Source organism: Allostreptomyces psammosilenae (assembly GCF_013407765.1).
GTDB classification, from domain to species: Bacteria; Actinomycetota; Actinomycetes; order Streptomycetales; family Streptomycetaceae; genus Allostreptomyces; species Allostreptomyces psammosilenae.
This window is the reverse complement of record NZ_JACBZD010000001.1, coordinates 4,952,708-4,967,666: the sequence shown is the minus strand read 5'-3', so window position 1 is coordinate 4,967,666 and position 14,959 is coordinate 4,952,708. Positions and strand designations below refer to the sequence as shown.

Below are 14,959 nucleotides of genomic sequence, written 5' to 3'. Positions count from 1 at the left end.
CCGGGCCTCGGTGGCCGCTACAGGCTCCGCACCCAGTTGCGCAGCAGGTGCGCGCCGGCGTCACCGGACTTCTCGGGGTGGAACTGGGTGGCGCTGAGCGGGCCGTTCTCCACGGCGGCCACGAAGCGCTCGCCGTGCTCGGACCAGGTGACCTTCGGCGGCACCAGCGGCGTGTCGGTCAGCTCCCAGTGGCGCACCCCGTAGGAGTGCACGAAGTAGAACCGCTCGGCCGGGTCGATGCCGGCGAAGAGCACGGAGTCCTCCGGCGCCTCGACGATGTTCCAGCCCATGTGCGGCACGACCGGGGCCTTCAGGCGCTCGACGGTGCCCGGCCACTCGCCGCAGCCCTCCGTCTCCACGCCGTGCTCCACGCCGCGGGCGAACAGGATCTGCATGCCGACGCAGATGCCCAGCACCGGGCGTCCGCCGGCGAGCCGGCGGCCGATCAGCCGGTCGCCGAGCGCCGCGCGCAGCCCCGCCATGCAGGCGGCGAAGGCGCCCACGCCGGGCACGACCAGGCCGTCGGCGTTCAGCGCGGTCTCGAAGTCGGCGGTCACCTCGACCTCGGCGCCGGTGCGCTCCATCGCGCGCTGCGCGGAGCGCAGGTTGCCGGAGCCGTAGTCGAACACGACCACGTGCTTGGCCATCAGGTGTCCCTCCGGGGGGTGTCGGTCGGGCGGGCGGCGGGGGCGGTCACAGGCGCATCAGCCCGGACGCCAGCGAGATGGCGGCCATCACGGCCAGCACGATCACCACGCCCAGCGGCATCTTCTGCCGCCAGAACGAGATCGCCCCGCCGACCAGGAAGAGCCCGAAGAAGATCAGCAGGATCGCGGCGGTGGACACTACAGCGCGCCCTTGGTGGAGGGGATGCCGGTCTGCCGCGGGTCGATCTCGCTGGCGTAGCGCAGGGCCCGGGCCAGCGCCTTGAACTGGCACTCCACGATGTGGTGGGCGTTGCGGCCGTAGGGCACGTGCACGTGCAGGGCGATCTGTGCCTGGGCGACGAACGACTCCAGGATGTGCCGGGTCATCGTGGTGTCGTAGGAGCCGATCATCGGCGCCATGCCCTCGGGCTCGGTGTGCACCAGGTAGGGGCGGCCGGAGAGGTCCACGGTCACCTGGGCCAGTGACTCGTCCAGCGGGACGGAGGCGTCGGCGAACCGCCGGATGCCGCTCTTGTCGCCGAGCGCCTGGCGGAACGCGGCGCCGAGGGCGAGGGCGGTGTCCTCGATGGTGTGGTGGGTGTCGATGTGCAGGTCGCCCTCGGTGCGCACGGTGAGGTCGAACAGGCCGTGCCGGCCGAGCTGGTCGAGCATGTGGTCGTAGAAGCCGACGCCGGTGGAGACGTCGACGCGGCCGGTGCCGTCGAGGTCGATCTCGACGGCGACCTTGGTCTCCTTGGTGGTGCGCTCGACGCGGCCGATGCGGCTCATTCGGCGTGCTCCTCGTGAATCGTGGTGGTGCGGAAGCTTGGCTGGTGGGGCGGGCCGGCGGCACGGTGGCCGCCGCGCCCGGCGGTACCGGGGGCGGCGGCGGTCGGCGCCGGGGTCACGCCCGGCTCACGCCCCGGCGGCGGCCAGGTGGTCGCCGTCCTTGAGCACGGCGCGCAGGGCGTCCAGGAAGGCGTCGTTCTCCTCCGGCGTGCCGGCGGTGACCCGCAGCCAGCCGGGCAGGCCGTTGTCCCGGACGAGCACGCCGTGCTCCAGCAGGGCGCGCCAGGTGGCGTGGCTGTCGGCGAACCGGCCGAACTGCACGAAGTTGGCGTCGGAGGCGACCACCTCGCAGCCCGCCTCGACCAGCTCGGTGACGATCCGGTCCCGCTCCTCCTTCAACCGTGCCACGTAACCGAGCAGGGTGTCGGTGTGCTCCAGCGCGGCCAGCGCGGTGGCCTGGGTGACCGAGGAGAGGTGGTAGGGCAGCCGGACCAGCTGCACGGCCTGCACCACGGCCGGGTCCGCGGCGAGGTAGCCGAGCCGCAGGCCGGCGGCGCCGAACGCCTTGGACATGGTGCGGGTGACGACCAGGTGCGGCCGGCCCTCGAGCAGCGGCAGCAGGGACGGGTGGTGGGAGAACTCCACGTACGCCTCGTCCACGACCACCAGGCACGGGCCGGCGGCCTGCGCCGCGTCGTGCAGGGCCAGCACGTCCGCCGGGTCGGTGGCGCTGCCGGTGGGGTTGTTCGGCGAGCAGACGAAGAGCACGTTGGGGCGGTGCTCGGCGATCGCGGCCCGGGCGGCGGCCAGGTCGAGGGAGAAGTCCTCCCGGCGCGGCCCGGCGATCCACCGGGTGCCGGTGCCCCGGGAGATCAGCGCGTGCATGGAGTAGGACGGTTCGAAGCCCAGCGCGGTGCGGCCGGGGCCGCCGAAGGTCTGCAGCAGCTGCTGGAGCACCTCGTTGGACCCGTTGGCGGCCCACACCTGCTCGGTGCGCAGGGGCGTGCCGGTGGTCCGGGTCAGGTAGGCGGCGAGCGCGCCGCGCAGCTCGACGGCGTCGCGGTCCGGGTAGCGGTTGAGGTGGCGCGCGGCCTCGGCGACCCGCTCGGCGATCCGCGCCACCAGGGCGTCCGGCAGCGGGTAGGGGTTCTCGTTGGTGTTCAGCCGCACCGGGACGTCGAGCTGCGGGGCGCCGTAGGCGCTCTGGCCGCGCAGCTCGTCGCGGATCGGCAGGTCGTCCGGGGTGAGCGCGGCGCCGCCGGTGGCGGTCGTGCCGGTCGCTCCGGCCGCGGCGGGCGTGCCGGTCGTGCTGGTGGTCACCGTTCTCCCTCCGGCTGGGACGCCGGGGCGGGCGTCGCCCAGTTGAACCTGGCCTTGACGGCGGCGCCGTGCGCGGGCAGGTCCTCCGCCTCGGCGAGGGTGACGACGTGCCCGGCGACCTCGGCCAGCGCCCGCTCGTCGTACTCCACGACGTGGATGCCGCGCAGGAAGGTCTGCACGGACAGCCCCGAGGAGTGGCAGGCGCAGCCGCCGGTGGGCAGCACGTGGTTGGAGCCGGCCGCGTAGTCGCCCAGCGAGACGGGGGCGTGCGGGCCGACGAAGATCGCCCCGGCGTTGCGGACCCGGGCGGCCACGGCGGCGGCGTCGCGGGTCTGGATCTCCAGGTGCTCCGCGCCGTAGGCGTTGACCACCTCCAGGCCCCGGTCGAGGTCGTCGACCAGCACGATCCCGGACTGCCGGGAGGTGAGCGCCTCGGTGATCCGCTCCCGGTGCTTGGTCGCGGCCACCTGCGGGCCGAGTTCGGCCTCGACGGCGTCGGCGAGCGCGACGGAGTCGGTGACCAGCACGGCGGCGGCCAGCGGGTCGTGCTCGGCCTGGCTGATCAGGTCGGCGGCGACGTGCACCGGGTCGGCGCTGTCGTCGGCCAGCACCGCGATCTCGGTCGGGCCGGCCTCGGAGTCGATGCCGATGCGGCCCTTGAGCAGGCGCTTGGCGGCGGCGACGTAGATGTTGCCCGGGCCGGTGACCATGGTCACCGGGCGGCAGGGGCCGGCGCCGTAGGCGAACATCGCCACGGCCTGGGCGCCGCCGACCGCGTACACCTCGTCCACGCCGAGCAGGGCGCAGGCGGCCAGGATCGTCGGGTGGGGCAGGCCGCCGAACTCCTTCTGCGCCGGGGAGCTGACCGCCAGCGACGGCACACCGGCCTCCTGCGCCGGCACCACGTTCATCACGACGGACGACGGGTAGACGGCGCGCCCGCCCGGCACGTACAGGCCGACCCGGTCCACCGGAACCCAGCGTTCGGTGACCGTCCCGCCCGGGACGACCCGGGTGGTGGTGTCGGTGCGCCGCTGGTCGCGGTGGACCAGCCGGGCGCGGCGGATCGACTCCTCCAGCGCCTCGCGGACGCCCCGGTCCAGGTTCCGCAGGGCGTCCTGGAGGGCCTGGGCGGGCACCCGGATGTCGGCCAGCCGGACGCCGTCGAACCGCTCGGTCAACTCGACCAGCGCCTCGACCCCCCGATGGTGCACGTCCTCGCAGATCGGCCGCACCCTCTCCAGGGCGGCCTCGACGTCGAAGTCGGCACGGGGCAGCACGGAGCGCGGGTCGTCGAGGGAACCGCGCAGGTCGATTCGGGAGATCACAGGCACCAGTGTAGGGAAGCCGGCCGGCGGCCCCGCGCGCGTGTCGGGTGCTGAGACGCCGGCCCGCCGGCGCGCACGCCCCGTGCTCCCGCGTGCTCTCGCGCCGGGCGGTCCCGCTCCACGGGGCCACTGCGGCCGGCCCGTGGAGCTATACCCTTGCGCCCGTGACCGAACGGCTTGCGCTCTTTCCGCTGAGCACCGTCCTGTATCCGGGCCTGGTGCTGCCCCTCCACGTCTTCGAGGAGCGGTACCGCGCCCTGGTCGGCGACCTCCTCCAGGTGCCCGAGGACGCGCCGCGCCGCTTCGGCGTGGTGACGCTCCGGGCCGGGCGCGAGGTCGCACCCTCCGGACCGGACGGCCCGCTGGCCAAGGGCGCCGCGGCCGGGCTCGGGCCGGACCCGATGGAGTCGCTGCACCCGGTGGGCTGCGTGGCCGAGGTGGCCACCATCCAGAACGTGGACGACGACCACGGCGGCTACAACCTGGTGGTCACCGGAACGCGGCGGTTCGAGCTGAAGGACCTGGACGCCTCGGGCGCCTACCTGGTCGGCGAGGTCGAGTACCTGGCGGACAGCGAGGGCGACGACGCCGCCGTGCTGGCCGGCGGAGTGGCGGAGGCGTTCCGCACGTACCAGCAGCGGCTCGCCGGGGTGCGGCAGCTCTCCCTGGCGGCGCTCCAGGAGATCCCCTCCGAGCCCGCGGTGCTGTCCTACCTGGTGGCCACGGCCACCGTGCTGGACCTGGCGGAGAAGCAGCGGCTGCTGGCGGAGTCGGACGCGGCCGAGCGGCTGCGGCAGGAGCTGGCGCTGCTGCGCCGGGAGACGGCCCTGCTGGCCGCGCTGCCGTCGCTGCCGGCGGTGGACCTGGCCCGCGAAGAGGTCTACCCGAACTGACGTTGCGTTGCCCGCGAGGAGCGGGTGGGTGGGGAAGGACGGAGCTGGAATGGCGAAGGGCACGGCCAAGCGGAACGCCGCCGTGAAGGGAGCCGGCGGCACGCCGGCGACGGTGGCGCTGACCGCCGCGGGAGTGGAGTTCCGCACCCACTCCTACGCCCACGACGAGGCCGCGGCCTCCTGGGGCGAGGAGGCCGCCGAGGCGCTGGGCGTGTCCGTGGAGCGGGTGTTCAAGACGCTGGTGGCGGACGTGGACGGGCGGCTGACGGTGGCCGTGGTGCCGGTCGGCGGCCAGCTCGACCTCAAGGCGCTCGCCTCGGCCGCCGGCGGCAAGCGGGCCACCATGGCGGACCCGGCGGCGGCCGAGCGCAGCAGCGGCTACGTGCGCGGCGGGATCAGCCCGCTGGGGCAGCGCCGCCGGCTGCCCACCGTGGTGGACGCCAGCGCGCTGGACCACCCCACGGTGTTCGTCTCCGGCGGCCGGCGCGGCTTCGAGGTGGAGCTGTCCCCCACCGACCTGGTCGCCCTGACCGGCGCCGTCACCGCCCCGATCCGCCGCTGACCGGCCTGACCTGGGCGGCCGGTGCCCCCTCGGTCGGCCGGTGGCCCCTCGATCGGCCGGTGCCCCCTCGGTCGGCCGGTGATCGCCCTGACCGGCCGGTGATCGCCGATCGGCCGTGCGCGGGTCGGGGCGCCGCTGGCCGCCCTGATTCGCCGGCGCGCAGGGCCGGGGCGCCGCTGGCGGGGTTCTCCCCGTGTGCCCGGCTCCAGTTATCCACAGGCTGCAGAAGGGGGCTGCGCCGGGTGATCGTTCCATGAAAACCTTGAAACAAGGGGGTCCCCCTTCGGGCCCCCTGGGGGTGTTTGTCGGGTTATACGGCTGCTGTGCTCATTGCGGCCTATGTACCCGTTGCGTCCGTTGCACCCCTCGCACCCATTGCCCCGTTGCCCCCCCCTCGCACCCGTTGCGCCGGACGTGCCGGATGCGCCGGAACACGCCTCGGCAGCGGATGGCCTGATACGCCCTAAGTGCCGGACTGCTCGTCGGTCTTCCTGGGGAAGGCGGAGGGGGAAGCGCCGGGGGGCGGAGGCGCCTCGGACGTCGGCGGAGAGGGGGCGGCCGTCGCCGGGTGCGGCGCTTCCGGGGCCGGGCCGGCCCAGGGCGCGGGATGCTCGGCGGCGTGCTCCGGCCACTCGGCGAGGAGCCGCCTCAGCTCCGCCTCCTCCGGCTCCAGCAGCACCGCCGTCAGGATCAGGAAGGCCACCACGGCGATGGCCGGCCAGATCAGCAGCGCACCCGGGGCGTGGAGTTCCAGCGGCGCGTCGAAGAGCTCCCCCTCCCCCACCTCGGCCGCCCGCGCGGCCACGTCCGTACCGGGCCCCAGCAACACGCCGAGGCGCCAGCCGAGAAGCGACCCCAGCAACGACCCCACGGCCAGGCCGAGCACCGCGGCGGCGCCCCGACGCCGGTACCAGTGCGCCGCGCAGCCGCTGACCAGGCCGGCCGCGGCGGCGAGCAGCACGAACCAGCCGTCCTGGGCGATGGCGCGCTCGCTCTCCGGGTCCGCGCCCACCGCTCCGTCCGCCCCGAGGCTGTACAGCGGCACGGCGGGCGCCAGCCACCACCAGGCCACGCCGAGGAGCAGGCCCAGCAGGGCCACCGCGCCGGCGATCACGCCTCCGGTGCGCAGGGCCTGCGCGGGCGTGTCACGGCGCGAGGCCTTCGCGGTCGCTTCCTGGAGCGCGGCGGCGTACGCGCCGGGCAGGACGGACGCCGACTGGCCCGGCACGGGCTGACCAAACACGGGCTGACCGGGCCCCGGCTGACCAGACGGCGGCTGGCCGGGCGAGGGCCGGCCGGACGTGTGCTGGCCGGGGGGCGGCGACGGCATCGGCGAACTCATGCGATCCCTCCGCTCCGTTCCGACCGGCTGGTGCCGGCCACGCTCCCCCGCCGGGTCGTCCCGCTCCAATCGATCACGCCGCTATCCTCGCACGGCCCCGAGGCCCGTGCCGGCGGTGTCACGACGGCGGCGGACCGACCCGCCGATGACGGCGCCGAAGCGGCGCCCCGGCGCCCGCCGGCGCATCCGCACGGCGCCGACCGGGCCGGCTCACTCCTCGGGATCGCGCACGATTCCCAGCGTGCTGCGCGTCGGCAGCATGCCCGACTCGACCACCGGCCACATGATCGGGAAGACCAGTTGGCCGAGGCGCTCCGCGGCGGTCTGGCCGATGACCCGCCACGGGCGGGCGGCGAGTTCGTCGGTGCGCCGCTCGACCTCGTCCCGGCCCTCCCGCCCCCGCTCGGTGGCCCGGCCGGTCTCGTCCACCCATCCCCGGGCGGCCAGCCGTTCCCGGGCGGCGCCCCACTCCTCCTCGCTCCAGCCACGGCTGGCGAACACCTCCACCGGGGCGGCGCCCACGGCGGCGAAGGAGACCAGGGCTTCGACCGAGTCGAGGCCGGCGTTCAGCAGGGCCGCGAGGTGGCCGTCGCCCCGGTGCTCGCGCAGCACGGTGGCGGCGTGCCACAGCACCAGGTGGGGTTCGTCCGGCCAACCGAGGTCGACGTTGGCGGCCGCCATCGGGCGGCCCGCGGTGTCGGTGGCCTCGGCCGCCCGGCGGGCGAGCGTCGCCGCCTCGGCGAGCTCCGGGCTGTCGATCCGGTCGCCCAGCAGGGCGCGCAGCGCGCGGTCCATCGCCCGCCGGCGGGCCGCCAGCACCCGCTCCGGCGCGGCCACCTCCCACACCGCCGGGACGTGCTCACGCACCATGCGCGGGCTGAAGCTGTAGAACGCGGCGGAGACCAGCTCCGGCCCGGCGGCGCCGAGCGGCGCGGCACGGTAGGCGAAGTAGCGCGGCCATCTGCTCTCCGTCGGGTAGCCGAGGGCCGCCGCCTCCCCGGTCGCCTCGGGCGCGTAGTAGAGCGCGGCGTGCAGCGGCTCCAGCAGGTGCCACAGCTGCCGCACCTGGGCCAGTTCGTCGGACATGGTCACGTTCCTCCCGTGCGTCGCGCTCGGGCCGGCGCCGCTCCCGCCCACCCATCTTGACGATGACAAGATACCGCCACGCCACGGCAACTTGTCAATGACAAGTCCCGACGTAGGCTCACTCCATGACCAGCACCCCGAGCACCCGCCCCGCCGCCCGCGGCTACCACCACGGCGACCTGCGCCGCGCGCTGCTCCGCGCCGCCGTCGAACTGATCGCCGAGAGGGGCACCAGCGCCGTCAGCCTCCGCGACCTCGCTCGCCGGGCCGGCGTCTCACACGCCGCACCGGCCCACCACTTCGGCGACAAGGCGGGGCTGTTCACCGCCATCGCCGCCGAGGGGTACCGCCTGCTCGCCACCTCGCTCACGGAGGCACTGGCCACCACCCCGACCGACCTGCGAGAACTGGGCGTCCGCTACGTACGGTTCGCCATCGACCACCCGGCCCACTTCGAGGTGATGTTCCGCACGGAGCTCCTGCGGCCCGACGACCCGGAGCTGCGCGCCGCGCAGGACGACAGCGGGCGGGCACTGCGCGCCGGCCTGCCGGAGCGGTTGCAGCACGCCGCGCCGGAGCGCGCCGGCCGGGCCGCGTGGTCCCTGGCGCACGGCTTCGCGACGCTGTGGCTGACCGGCAACCTGCGCGCCGCCCCCGGCGAGCCGGAGCCGGACCCCGCCGACGCGTTCCGGGACATCGCGTCGATGCTCTTCACCGACCCGACCCGGCCGCAGTGACGGCGTCCTTCCGGATGGCGCGGCCGGTGAGACCGCGCCATGGATCCCCGACGGTGGACGGCGGGACGGAGAACCTGGGCCCCGGGAGGAGGAGACGCGCGATCCCGCCGCCCAGCAACCCGGGAGGGCGAGCGAGGCCGGGTCCCGGGAGTAGGGGCGAAGCCGAGTTGTCCACAGGCGCACGAAGGGGGCTGCGCTCCGTGATCACCACATGGGATCCTGAAATCGGGGGTCCCCCCAGCGGCGAGGGGGATGTGGAATCGATTTCTTGGCATGCTCGCGGCGCCGGCAGCCCGATCGGCGGGGCGATCTTCGAGAGAGGGGTCGGAGCCCGGTCTGAGGCCGGGAATCCGGGGCGTGGGAGGGCGGCCGTCTCAGCGGGTGGCGGCGCGGCGGTAGGCCAGGGTGGCGATGCAGAGGGCGACCGCGCCCACACCGGCGCACACCGCGAGGTCGGCCGCCACGCCGGGCCAGTGCGGCGCCGCGTCGAAGGTGCCGGCGAACGCCTCCACCCCGTAGGTCGACGGCAGCAGGTCGCGCAGCCACAGCACCGGGGCCGGCATCTGCTCGGTGGGCAGCACGCCCAGCAGCAGCGCCGCCGACATGCCGAGTTGCCCGAGCAGCGTCGCGAACTCGGGGCGCGGGGCCAGCAGGCCCAACGCCGCCCCCAGCCCGGCCAGCGCGGCCCCGGCCAGCGGCACCACGGCCACCAGCACCCACAGGTGGGCCATCGGCAGGGCGAACAGCAGGCTCCCGGCGACCGCCGTCACCACGGTGCCGGGCACGGTGAACGACGCGTACGCCGCGGCGGTGCCGAGCACCACCGAGGCGGGCGGTACCGGCAGCGTGGCGTAGTGGTCGAGTCCGCCCGACGCGCGCAGCGCCCCGAAGTACTGCGCCAGCAGGTTCAGCGCGACGAACGCCACCACCAGCACGCTGGAGCCGGCGACCACGGCGCGGGCCGCGGCGGAGTCGCCCGCCGAGACCACGCCGCGCATCATCACCATGATCCCGACGGACTGGAAGGTGGCCACGAAGAGCAGGGGCATGCGGGCCACCCGCACGCGGGAGAGCTGGGCGCGGTAGACGGCGGCCATGGCCGGCAGCAGCCCGGCCGGCGGCGGCAGCTCCGCCGGCCGGTCCGCGCGGCGACCGCCCGCGGCCACCGACCCAGCGCTCACCGGCCCAGCGCCCACCGGCCCCGAGCCGCGCGGGACCTCACCGGCGGGGACGTCGCCCGCGGGAGCCCGGCTCGCAGCGGCCTGGCTCGCGGGGGCCTCGCTGACACTCATGCCTGTTCCTCGCTCCGCCCGCTCACGTCCGTACCAGTCCCTCGCCGCGCCCGCCGAGCGCCAGGTAGACGTCCTCCAGGCTGGGCGTGGTCAGCCGGAAGTCGTCCAGCGCCGCCAGTGCCGGGCCACCGGTGATCCGCCCGAGCAACTCGCGCGCCTCCCCGGCCGGCATCCGCAGCGTCCACCGGCGGCCCACCCGGGTGGCGCGCGCCGCCAGGCCGGCCACCACCGGCAGGTCCTCCGGCGGTTCGTCCCGCCACACCAGTTCCAGCCGGACGTCGTCGGCGACCAGTGCCTTCAGACCGCCGGGGGTGTCGCAGGCGATCACCCGGCCGCGGTCCACGACGGCCACCCGGTCGAGCACGAACTCCGCCTCCAGCACGTTGTGGGTCACTAGCAGCACGGTGGTGCCCTGCTCGGCGCGGCGGCGGCCGAGCGCCGCCCAGACGGCGCGGCGGGCCACCGGGTCCATGCCGGTGGTCGGCTCGTCGAGGATCAGCACCGGCCGGTCGCCGGTCAGCGCCGCGGCCACGCAGGCCAGCCGGCGCTGGCCTCCGGAGAGCCGCCGCAGCGGGGTGTCGGCCAGCGGCGCCAGTCCCAGCTCCTCGATCACGGCGTCCCGCTCGGCGCGGGCCCGTGCCCGGTCCAGCCCGCGCAGCCGCGCCGTGGTCTCCACGGCCAGCGCCACCGGTAGCTCGTCCAGCGCCGTGGACTCCTGACCGAGGTAGCCGATGAGCCGGGAGGCGAGGTGAGGGCTGCGCACCAGGTCGTGGCCCAGCAGGTCGATGGCGCCGGCGTCCGGGCGCAGCAGGCCGGCGAGCTGGCGGACCAGGGTGGACTTGCCCGCGCCGTTGGGGCCGAGCAGCCCGAAGACCTCGCCGCGCGCGATGTCGAGGTCGATGCCGTCGTTGGCGCGGACGACCGTGGCGCGGCGTCCCCGCCCGCGGCGGTGGGTGCGGACGAGTCCGCGGACCGTGCAGCAGCCCTCCTGCCGCGCCGGGCGGTCATCGTCCGCCTGGGCACGCGGAGCCGGGAACGCGTGGGGCGCCGGCGTGGGCGCCAGGTCGGTCACGAGACGTGTCCCGGCGGGATGGTGCTACGCGTGCTCACGGCGCAAGATTACGCGGCACCCACCCGGCGCCCACCGCTCGGGGTGGGTGCGGCGTGCGGCCTGGTGGGTGCGGCGGGCGGCCGATGAGCGCAAGGAGGTTCTGCCCGACTGTGGAAAACCCCGCCGCCCCTTTTTCACCCACGGGTACCAGAGACAAAGGAGCCAGCACAAGAGGGGTCCGGCCACCTGTGGAAAACCCCGCCGCCCCTTTTTCACCCACGGGTACCGGAAACAGAGGAGCCGGCACAAGAGGGTCCCGCCGCCTGTGGAAAACTGCCGCGCCCCTTTTCACCCAGGGGCACCAGGGGCAGAGGAGCCACCACAAGGAGGTTCTGCCCGACTGTGGAAAACCCCGCCGCCCCTTTTTCACCCACGGGTACCGGAAACAGAGGAGCCGGCACAAGAGGGTCCCGCCGCCTGTGGAAAACTGCCGCGCCCCTTTTCACCCAGGGGTACCAGGGGCAGAGGAGCCACCACAAGGGGGTACTACCCGACTGTGGAAAACTGCGGCGCCCCTTTTCTCCCAGAGGTATAGGAGGCAGGGGGAACAGCGAAAGGAGGGTCCTGCCGTCTGTGGACAGCGGTCGGCCGGGCCGGGCCGGCGCTTGGCCGCCCGCCGGGCGCGGCGCACGGCCGAGCCGGCACGGCGAGCGGCCTAGGCCGAGCCGGCGCAGCGAGCGGCCGCTGGCCCGCCCGCCGGGCGCAGCGCACGGCCGAGCGGGCACGGCGAGCGGCCTAGGCCGAGCCGGCGCGGCGGGCGGCCTGGCGGGCGGCTCACTCGGCCAGGCTGTCCACCCGGCGGCCGATCTCGCGCCAGAAGCCGGCGCGGATGGCGTACCGGTCCTGTTCGTCGATCTGGTCGTCCTTGTGGCCGAGCAGTCCGAAGTGGGCGGCGTAGCGCAGCAGTTCCCCGTCGATGCGGTGCGGGACGCGCGGGTAGTGGCTCCACATCTCGCGCAGGTGGGCGCGGTCGGAGAGGCGTTCGCTCCAGCGGCGGGCGAAGACCTGGCCGACTTCCAGGGGGTCACCGCCGACGCTGGTCATGTCCTCCTCGCGGTCGGCCCAGCGCTGTGCGCTGGTGGTGATCTGGGCGAGGGTGGGGAGGTTGCCGCCGCCGTCGACGTCCGCCGGGACGCGGTCCACCAGCCCGCGGTCGGAGGACCACCGCAGCACGGCGGAGTGGGCCTGCGACGCGCCGTTGACGTGCACGCCGTTGGCGGTGGGCAGCGTCCCGCCGGCGGTGCCGGTGCCGGAGCCGCCTGCCGTGGTGGTCGTGCCGCCGGGGGCGCCGGTTCCGCCCGCTCCGCTGCCGCCCGTTCCGTTGGACGCTCCGTTGGACGCGGCGTTGGAAGCGCCGTTGGACGCGCCGTTGGACGCGCCGGCGGTGCCCGGGCCGGAGGAGCCGTTGCCGGTGCCGAAGGTGCCGGCGAGCCGGCCGGCGGCGAGGCCGGCGAGGTCCTTGGGGGTGGGCACGGAGGGCCGGTGGGGGGCGGGTGGGCGCTGCGGGCCGCCCGCCACCGAGGGGGCGGTGGAGCGTTCGTCGCCGCCGTTGGGGCCCGGGGAGGCGGTGCCGCGGCCGGCGGTCTCCGCGGAGGCCGCCGTTCCGCCCGGTCCGCCGGTGTCCGCGACGACGCCGGGGATGATGCCGGCGCCCACCCGGCCGTCCCGGCCGGCGGGACCTGACGGCCCGGCGGGGGCGTGGGCGGCCAGCAGGGAGGGGCTGCCGGCGGGGCCGGGGGCGGCGAGCAGCGCGGCGTACTCGGGGAGGGTCTCCGGTCCGCACACGGCCTCGCGCGCACGGATGGAGCGGGTGATCCAGGTGCGGTCCAGCACGCGGCGTTCGTCGGCCTCGGCGACGAGGTCCTCGGACTGGTTGTAGTCGCCGTCGGCGGCCTGCACGGCCCACAGGTGGACGGCCACGCCGTGCTCCTTGGCGGCCACCAGGCCGGGGAGGAGGTCGCCGTCCCCGGTGACCAGCACCACGTCCGAGCAGGCCTGGTTGCGGGCGAGCTCGGAGAGGGTGGCGTGCATGGCGGCGTCCACGCCCTTCTGCGCCCAGCGGCCGTCGGTGCGGGTCAGCGCGCCCAGGCGCACGGTGACCCGGGGGAGCACGCGCAGTCGGCGGTGGTCGGGTTGCGGCACGCGATCGGGGGCGGCGTCGAACCAGTAGATGCGCAGCAGGGGTCTGCCGGTCTCGTACTCGGCGCGTTCGCGCAGTGAGGAGACCAGGAGTTGGTGGTCCACGGCGATGCGGGAGCGTGCCGGGTCGCCGGCCAGCAGGCTGGCGGCGGCACCCAGCAGGTATCCGGCGTCGACGAGAACGACACAGCGGTCCATGTTCCACCTCTTCACGGTCTCGTCGGGCGCATGCGTTGAGTCTGCCCGATGCGTGGCCGATCCATGGCGGATCGGCGATCCTCGGCGTGCCGCGGGCGTCGTGACGACGAGATCGGTTGCGGCGGGCGGTGACCGGCCCGGCGGGCGCTGGCGGGCGCGGGACTCGGGAGGGTCAGGCGGTGGGGGCGGCGTCAGGCGGTGGGGGGCGGCGTGGGCTCTCCGCGCCGGCGGGCGTCCTCGGCCAGGGCGCGGCGGGCGGCGCGCAGCTGACGGGCGGGCAGGACGGAGCGCCAGCGGATGTCGGCGAGGGCGGCGCGCTGTTCCTCGGTGGTGCGGCGGCCGGCGTGTCGGGCGGCGAGCTGGAGCATCGGCCAGGCCCGGTCGGGCAGGCCGACGCGGCGCATCTCGCGCTTGAGATTGGGCCACCAAACGGTGGTGGCCTCCTCCAGTTCGGTCTCGGCGCCGCGCATCCGGGAGAAGCCGCCGAGGCGGCCGATGATCCGGCTGACGACCCACTGTGCGCCGGCCATGAGCACGGCGAGGACGAGCAGGACGATGCCGATGGGGGTGGTGACGCCCCACGGGAGGAGCAGCACGCCGAGCCCGCCGACGGCGTACTTGACCAGGAAGAGGAGTTCGAGCCGGCCGAGCACCAGCTTGCCGGCGAGGTAGCGGACGAGCAGGACGGCCTGGCCGGTGGTGAAGCGCGGCGCGGGCTCGCCGGCGGCCTCGTTCTCCGCCTCGACGTCGACGACGAGGCCCTTGCGCTCGGCCTCCTCCGCCGCCACGGCGGCGCGCCGCAGGCGCCACCCGCCGCGGGCCGCGCCGAAGCCGACCTTGCCGGCGGTGCGGGCGATTCTGGTGAGGGCGGGCATGGGCGTCTCCTCGGTGCGGCGCTACGTCCCGGGACAGCCGCTGGTGTCCAGGGTGTGCGAGAAGGGCTCGGGCAGGGTGATCTCCTTACCCAGGTCAACGCCCAGGTTGACCGTGTAGTGCCCGTCGCTGGGCTCGGAGAACAGGGTGAGGCGCCGCTCCAGCGGGTCGACCAGGAGGTACAGCGGGATGCCGGAGCGGGCGTAGCCACGGACCTTGCGGACCCGGTCGGTCTCGGCGTTGCCCGGCGAGACCACCTCGACGACGAGTTCCACCGATGGGGCCGGGATGAGCCACTCGTCGTCCGGCAGCCCGTCGTCCCGCAGCACGGCGAGGTCGGGGATGTACCGCTCCCCGGTCGACGGCAGGTCGATGGTGACGGCCTGGTAGGAACCGCAGCCGCCGACGGCGGGCAGTTCCCGTTCCAGCCACTTGACGATGCGGGCATGCCCCATCGCCGCCGTCGGCGCCAGCACGATCTTTCCTCCGATGACCTCGGCCCGGAAACCCTCGGGGACGTCCATCGCGGCGTGCGCCGCGAGGACGTGCGAGCGGACCTGTTCCAGCGCCATGGCGCTCATGGCTGGTCCTCCTTGCTCCGCGTCCGCCCCTACTGGGCGGCCGCCGTAGAGCAAGTCTAGT

15 protein-coding genes are annotated in these 14,959 nt (G+C 75.2%); 3 read left to right on the top strand and 12 right to left on the bottom strand.

All coding sequences use genetic code 11. The annotated features are described in order from the left end of the window. Positions 1 to 17 precede the first annotated feature (17 nt). The 5 genes from hisH to hisD form a co-directional block, all read right to left on the bottom strand. On the bottom strand, positions 18 to 647 hold the full coding sequence (gene hisH / locus FHU37_RS20565) for an imidazole glycerol phosphate synthase subunit HisH (protein WP_218904092.1): 630 nt from the start codon (positions 645 to 647) through the stop codon (positions 18 to 20). A 46-nt stretch (positions 648 to 693) separates the two neighbouring features. Continuing rightward, positions 694 to 846 carry a CG2302 family histidine operon protein gene (locus FHU37_RS20560; RefSeq protein ID WP_179815605.1) on the bottom strand — a complete coding sequence of 51 codons (153 nt, stop codon included), beginning with the start codon at positions 844 to 846 and terminating at the stop codon, positions 694 to 696. Then, a complete protein-coding gene (gene hisB / locus FHU37_RS20555; RefSeq protein ID WP_179815604.1) occupies positions 846 to 1,436 on the bottom strand; it encodes an imidazoleglycerol-phosphate dehydratase HisB in 591 nt (196 codons plus the stop codon). Before hisB ends, FHU37_RS20560 begins: the two co-directional genes overlap by 1 nt. A gap of 126 nt (positions 1,437 to 1,562) precedes the next feature. Next, a complete protein-coding gene (locus FHU37_RS20550; protein ID WP_179815603.1) occupies positions 1,563 to 2,756 on the bottom strand; it encodes a histidinol-phosphate transaminase in 1,194 nt (397 codons plus the stop codon). Continuing rightward, the gene (gene hisD / locus FHU37_RS20545; protein ID WP_179815602.1) at positions 2,753 to 4,084 is read right to left on the bottom strand and encodes a histidinol dehydrogenase; all 1,332 of its coding nucleotides are present in this window, start codon (positions 4,082 to 4,084) and stop codon (positions 2,753 to 2,755) included. Before hisD ends, FHU37_RS20550 begins: the two co-directional genes overlap by 4 nt. Positions 4,085 to 4,248: 164 nt before the next feature. Between hisD and FHU37_RS20540 the strand changes: the two genes are divergently transcribed. Together FHU37_RS20540 and ybaK are read left to right on the top strand one after the other, a co-directional pair. Next, positions 4,249 to 4,977, top strand: coding sequence for an LON peptidase substrate-binding domain-containing protein (locus FHU37_RS20540; protein ID WP_179815601.1), 729 nt, complete (start codon positions 4,249 to 4,251; stop codon positions 4,975 to 4,977). 49 nt (positions 4,978 to 5,026) lie between these two features. Further along, positions 5,027 to 5,539 carry a Cys-tRNA(Pro) deacylase gene (ybaK, locus tag FHU37_RS20535; RefSeq protein ID WP_179815600.1) on the top strand — a complete coding sequence of 171 codons (513 nt, stop codon included), beginning with the start codon at positions 5,027 to 5,029 and terminating at the stop codon, positions 5,537 to 5,539. 463 nt (positions 5,540 to 6,002) lie between these two features. Here ybaK and FHU37_RS20530 read toward each other — a convergent pair whose 3' ends face one another. Continuing rightward, a complete protein-coding gene (locus FHU37_RS20530) occupies positions 6,003 to 6,767 on the bottom strand; it encodes a hypothetical protein (RefSeq protein ID WP_179815599.1) in 765 nt (254 codons plus the stop codon). Positions 6,768 to 7,091: 324 nt separating this feature from the next. Next, positions 7,092 to 7,967, bottom strand: a complete 876-nt coding sequence (locus FHU37_RS20525; protein ID WP_179815598.1) for an SCO6745 family protein — start codon at positions 7,965 to 7,967, stop codon at positions 7,092 to 7,094. A 125-nt stretch (positions 7,968 to 8,092) separates the two neighbouring features. On the opposite strand from FHU37_RS20525, the gene FHU37_RS20520 reads away from it, so the two are divergent. Then, positions 8,093 to 8,704 carry a TetR/AcrR family transcriptional regulator gene (locus FHU37_RS20520; protein WP_179815597.1) on the top strand — a complete coding sequence of 204 codons (612 nt, stop codon included), beginning with the start codon at positions 8,093 to 8,095 and terminating at the stop codon, positions 8,702 to 8,704. Between the two features lie 374 nt (positions 8,705 to 9,078). Here the strand turns inward: FHU37_RS20520 and FHU37_RS20515 are convergent, their stop codons facing one another. The 5 genes from FHU37_RS20515 to FHU37_RS20495 all read right to left on the bottom strand — a co-directional run bounded on the left by FHU37_RS20515 (position 9,079) and on the right by FHU37_RS20495 (position 14,898). Next, positions 9,079 to 9,996, bottom strand: a complete 918-nt coding sequence (locus FHU37_RS20515; RefSeq protein ID WP_179815596.1) for an ABC transporter permease — start codon at positions 9,994 to 9,996, stop codon at positions 9,079 to 9,081. A 22-nt stretch (positions 9,997 to 10,018) separates the two neighbouring features. After that, entirely contained in the window at positions 10,019 to 11,068 is a 1,050-nt protein-coding gene (locus FHU37_RS20510; protein ID WP_312892687.1) for an ABC transporter ATP-binding protein, read from the bottom strand. A gap of 813 nt (positions 11,069 to 11,881) precedes the next feature. Further along, on the bottom strand, positions 11,882 to 13,444 hold the full coding sequence (locus FHU37_RS20505; protein WP_179815595.1) for an NYN domain-containing protein: 1,563 nt from the start codon (positions 13,442 to 13,444) through the stop codon (positions 11,882 to 11,884). A gap of 191 nt (positions 13,445 to 13,635) precedes the next feature. Then, positions 13,636 to 14,319, bottom strand: a complete 684-nt coding sequence (locus tag FHU37_RS20500; protein ID WP_179815594.1) for a hypothetical protein — start codon at positions 14,317 to 14,319, stop codon at positions 13,636 to 13,638. A 21-nt stretch (positions 14,320 to 14,340) separates the two neighbouring features. Next, positions 14,341 to 14,898: a Uma2 family endonuclease gene (locus FHU37_RS20495; RefSeq protein ID WP_179815593.1), complete on the bottom strand. Its 558-nt coding sequence runs from the start codon at positions 14,896 to 14,898 to the stop codon at positions 14,341 to 14,343. Between the last annotated feature and the right edge of the window lie 61 nt (positions 14,899 to 14,959).

What these genes read in the sequence shown, in the direction of transcription:
- FHU37_RS20505 (WP_179815595.1), bottom strand. Translation starts at nt 13,444, where the DNA reads ATGGACCGCTGTGTCGTTCTCGTCGACGCCGGATACCTGCTGGGTGCC.
- FHU37_RS20525 (WP_179815598.1), bottom strand. Translation starts at nt 7,967, where the DNA reads ATGTCCGACGAACTGGCCCAGGTGCGGCAGCTGTGGCACCTGCTGGAG.
- FHU37_RS20500 (WP_179815594.1), bottom strand. Translation starts at nt 14,319, where the DNA reads ATGCCCGCCCTCACCAGAATCGCCCGCACCGCCGGCAAGGTCGGCTTC.
- FHU37_RS20495 (WP_179815593.1), bottom strand. Translation starts at nt 14,898, where the DNA reads ATGAGCGCCATGGCGCTGGAACAGGTCCGCTCGCACGTCCTCGCGGCG.
- hisH (WP_218904092.1), bottom strand. Translation starts at nt 647, where the DNA reads ATGGCCAAGCACGTGGTCGTGTTCGACTACGGCTCCGGCAACCTGCGC.
- ybaK (WP_179815600.1), top strand. Translation starts at nt 5,027, where the DNA reads ATGGCGAAGGGCACGGCCAAGCGGAACGCCGCCGTGAAGGGAGCCGGC.
- FHU37_RS20515 (WP_179815596.1), bottom strand. Translation starts at nt 9,996, where the DNA reads ATGAGTGTCAGCGAGGCCCCCGCGAGCCAGGCCGCTGCGAGCCGGGCT.
- FHU37_RS20520 (WP_179815597.1), top strand. Translation starts at nt 8,093, where the DNA reads ATGACCAGCACCCCGAGCACCCGCCCCGCCGCCCGCGGCTACCACCAC.
- hisB (WP_179815604.1), bottom strand. Translation starts at nt 1,436, where the DNA reads ATGAGCCGCATCGGCCGCGTCGAGCGCACCACCAAGGAGACCAAGGTC.